Source organism: Actinoplanes sp. NPDC051633 (assembly GCF_040681735.1).
Taxonomy (GTDB): domain Bacteria; phylum Actinomycetota; class Actinomycetes; order Mycobacteriales; family Micromonosporaceae; genus Actinoplanes.
This window is the reverse complement of record NZ_JBFAZH010000979.1, coordinates 1-2,967: the sequence shown is the minus strand read 5'-3', so window position 1 is coordinate 2,967 and position 2,967 is coordinate 1. Positions and strand designations below refer to the sequence as shown.

The 2,967-nt window shown below is 72.7% G+C and carries 4 protein-coding genes; all 4 read left to right on the top strand.

Going from position 1 to position 2,967, the window contains the following annotated elements; translation table 11 throughout:
• The first annotated feature begins 89 nt into the window (after positions 1-89).
• The gene (locus tag AB0M20_RS35505; protein ID WP_364304907.1) at positions 90-656 is read left to right on the top strand and encodes an RNA polymerase sigma factor; all 567 of its coding nucleotides are present in this window, start codon (positions 90-92) and stop codon (positions 654-656) included.
• Between the two features lie 13 nt (positions 657-669).
• The gene (locus AB0M20_RS35500; RefSeq protein WP_364304905.1) at positions 670-1,476 is read left to right on the top strand and encodes a zf-HC2 domain-containing protein; all 807 of its coding nucleotides are present in this window, start codon (positions 670-672) and stop codon (positions 1,474-1,476) included.
• Positions 1,476-2,336 (top strand): ATP-binding cassette domain-containing protein, encoded by an 861-nt coding sequence (locus AB0M20_RS35495; RefSeq protein ID WP_364304903.1) that lies wholly within the window; start codon positions 1,476-1,478, stop codon positions 2,334-2,336. Before AB0M20_RS35500 ends, AB0M20_RS35495 begins: the two co-directional genes overlap by 1 nt.
• Positions 2,333-2,967 (top strand): hypothetical protein (locus tag AB0M20_RS35490; protein ID WP_364304901.1); only part of this gene is annotated, 635 nt, incomplete at its 3' end. The genes AB0M20_RS35495 and AB0M20_RS35490, both read left to right, overlap by 4 nt.

Genomic DNA, 2,967 nt, shown 5'->3' with positions numbered 1-2,967 from the left:
GTCGGATACGCGCCGGGATTTTTCCGATGGTCATGAACCGCTGCCCGCTCTATCGGGGACAGACTGATTGACACGAGTGAGGAGGCGTCATGGGTCACGGCGTCAACGGCCTGGCGAATCCCGGCTCCGCTCACATCGAACCGTCCGATGCCGATCTGCTCGCCGCGATCTCCTGCGGGGAGCGCGGGGCGTTCGCCGATCTGTACGCCAGGCACGCGCCATGGCTTCAGGTCCGGCTCCGACATCGGTGCGGCGATCGCGACGTCGTGGCGGAGGCGTTGCAGGACACCTTCGTCGCGGTGTGGCGGGGCGCCGGCCGGTGGGACGGGCGCGGCCAGGTGCCGGCGTGGCTCTGGGGCATCGCCGTTCGCCGCCTCGTCGACCAGATCGCCCGGCGACCCGACCACGACGCGCTGACCGCGGCCACCGACCCGGTGATCAGCTCGGCCGAGGAGCAGGTCCTGCTCGGAGTGGAGTACGGCGACGCGGCCAGCGCCCTCAACCGGCTCTCCCCGGAGTTGCAGGCTGTCGTGCGGGCCACCGTGCTGGACGGTCTGACCACCCGCGAGGCGGCCCGGCTGCTGCACATCCCGCAGGGAACGGTGAAGACCCGGATGGCCCGGGCGCGGCAACTGCTCCGGCAGGCCCTGTCATGAGAGGAGCACCGCGATGACGACGTGGCATGCCGACGCCGACCTGCTGGCGGCCTATGCCGGCGGAGCTCTCGACGCGGCCCGCAGCGCCTCGGTCGATCAACACCTGCTGGGCTGCGACCGATGCCGGGCGGCGATCGCCGCCGAGGCCGACCGGCCGTTGCTGGAGCGGGTGTGGCTGGACACGGTGGACGTTCTCGATCGCCCGCCGGTGTCGGCCGCCGAGCGGATCCTGACCATCGCGGGCCTCCCACCCGCCGCGGCTCGGCTGGCATCGAAGGCCTCCAGGGCGCGCCGGGCGTGGCTGTGGTCCTGCGCGGTGCTCGCCGTGTTCGCCTTCGCGGCGCCTCGCACCGCGGGCTGGCTGATCACGTGGTTCCTGGTGCTGGCGCCGCTCGTGCCGGTGACCGGGGTGGCGCTGGCGTACGGGCCGGACACCGATCCGATGCACGAGGTGGTCGCCTCGGCACCGTACCCCCGGCTGCGTTTGATCTTGCTTCGCAGTCTGCTCGTGGTGCCGGTGACCGCAGTGCTGGTGCTGGTCACCGGACTGACGGTGCCGGGCGGCCCGCGATCGTCGGCGCTCTGGCTGCTCCCCGGGCTGGCGCTGAGTGCGGTCACGCTGGCCCTGGAGACGAGGTTCGGCGCGCTGCCGGTGGCCACCGCGGTGTCGCTGGCGTGGATCACCTTCGCCGTGTCGGCTCAGGTCAGCACCGGATCGGTGCTCGCCGCCTACGGACCCGTCGTACAGCTCACCTGTCTCACCGCAGTCGCCGTCGTGGCACTCGCCGCGCTCGGCCGTCGCCAACCGTGGAGGTCCTGATGGACATCCGTCTCACCGATGTACGCAAGACCTACGGACGGCGCCGCGCTCTCGACCCGGTCAGCCTCGACGCCGGCCCGGGTGTGCTCGGCCTGCTCGGACCGAACGGGGCCGGCAAGACGACGCTGCTGCGGGTGATGGCGACGGTCATCGCGCCCACCGCGGGGCAGGTCAGGCTGCTCGGCCACGACTGCGCGCTGCCCGGCGGGCGCACCGAGGTCCGCCGCCGGCTGGGCTACGTGCCGCAGGAGTGCGGCTTCCCGGCCGGTTTCACGGGTTTCGAGTACGTCGACTACGTCGCCATTCTGAAGGAGTGGGCCGATCGCCGTGCCCGCCATGACGAGGTACGAAGGGTGCTCGCCGTCGTCGGTATGACCGGCGAGGCCGGCCGGCGGATCCGCCGGCTCTCCGGCGGGATGCGCCGTCGTCTGGTCATCGCCCAGGCGCTGCTCGGTGACCCGGCGCTGCTGGTGCTGGACGAGCCGACCGTCGGTCTGGACCCGGAGCAGCGGCTGCGGTTCCGGGACACCGTCTCCACCCTCGCGGACTCGCGCTGCGTGGTGGTGTCGACCCACCAGACCGAAGACGTCGCCGCTCTGTGCTCGCGGGTCGTCGTGATGCACGAGGGCGGAATCCGTTACGACGGCACGCCCAGCGGACTGGCCGCGATGGCGGACGGCCGGGTGTGGATCGGGTCCGGCCGTGATCCGGGCGCGGTGCTGGCATGGCGCAGCGAGACCGGCGGGCTGCGGCAGATCGGCGTGCCACCGGCGGGTGCCGACGTGGTGCCGCCGACCTTGGAGGACGGTTACCTGCTGCTGGTCGGCGGGGCCGGGACGCGGCAGGAGGTGCCGGCATGAGTGCCATCACTGTGGGCCGGCGGTTGCCGCCGGCCGGCCGGACCACCGGAGGGCTGGGCCGGGTCGAGGCGTGGCGGATGCTGCGGCACCCGGCGTACTGGTTCGGGCTGGCGTACCTGCTGTGGTTCTCGGCGTTGCGGGTGATGGAGGTCGTCGACGGACGTGAACACGTCTGGAACATCGTGTACGGGACGACGCTGGTCGCCGTCTGCCTGGTGTACGCCACGCTGACCGTGATCAGCGCGAACCGGGTCGCCGCGGCGGCGTTCCGTCGCCGGGTCCGCGAGCCGCTGGACGTGGCGCCGGTCGACGCCCGGCAACGGATCGTCGGTGCCATCGTCGGGCTGCTGCGTGGGCCAGTGCTGGTGGGCGTGGCCGGAATGGTGGCCATGTCGGTCGTCGCGCCGTTCACCCTGCCGGATGCCGGCGATCCGGCGAGCGGCATCTACCTCCGGGGTGTGCTGGAGCATCTGCAGGTGCCGGTGCTGGTGCTGGGCGCCGGGCTGCTCGGCATCGCGCTGGCGCGCTGGGCGCCGGTGCCGGGCGCGTTGCCGCTGCTCGTGCTTGCCCTGTGGTTCGGTGTCGCGGGCCTGTACGCGCCGGCCGGCCCGGACGGTCTGGTGCACGCGCC

What these genes read in the sequence shown, in the direction of transcription:
- AB0M20_RS35505 (WP_364304907.1), top strand. Translation starts at nt 90, where the DNA reads ATGGGTCACGGCGTCAACGGCCTGGCGAATCCCGGCTCCGCTCACATC.
- AB0M20_RS35495 (WP_364304903.1), top strand. Translation starts at nt 1,476, where the DNA reads ATGGACATCCGTCTCACCGATGTACGCAAGACCTACGGACGGCGCCGC.
- AB0M20_RS35500 (WP_364304905.1), top strand. Translation starts at nt 670, where the DNA reads ATGACGACGTGGCATGCCGACGCCGACCTGCTGGCGGCCTATGCCGGC.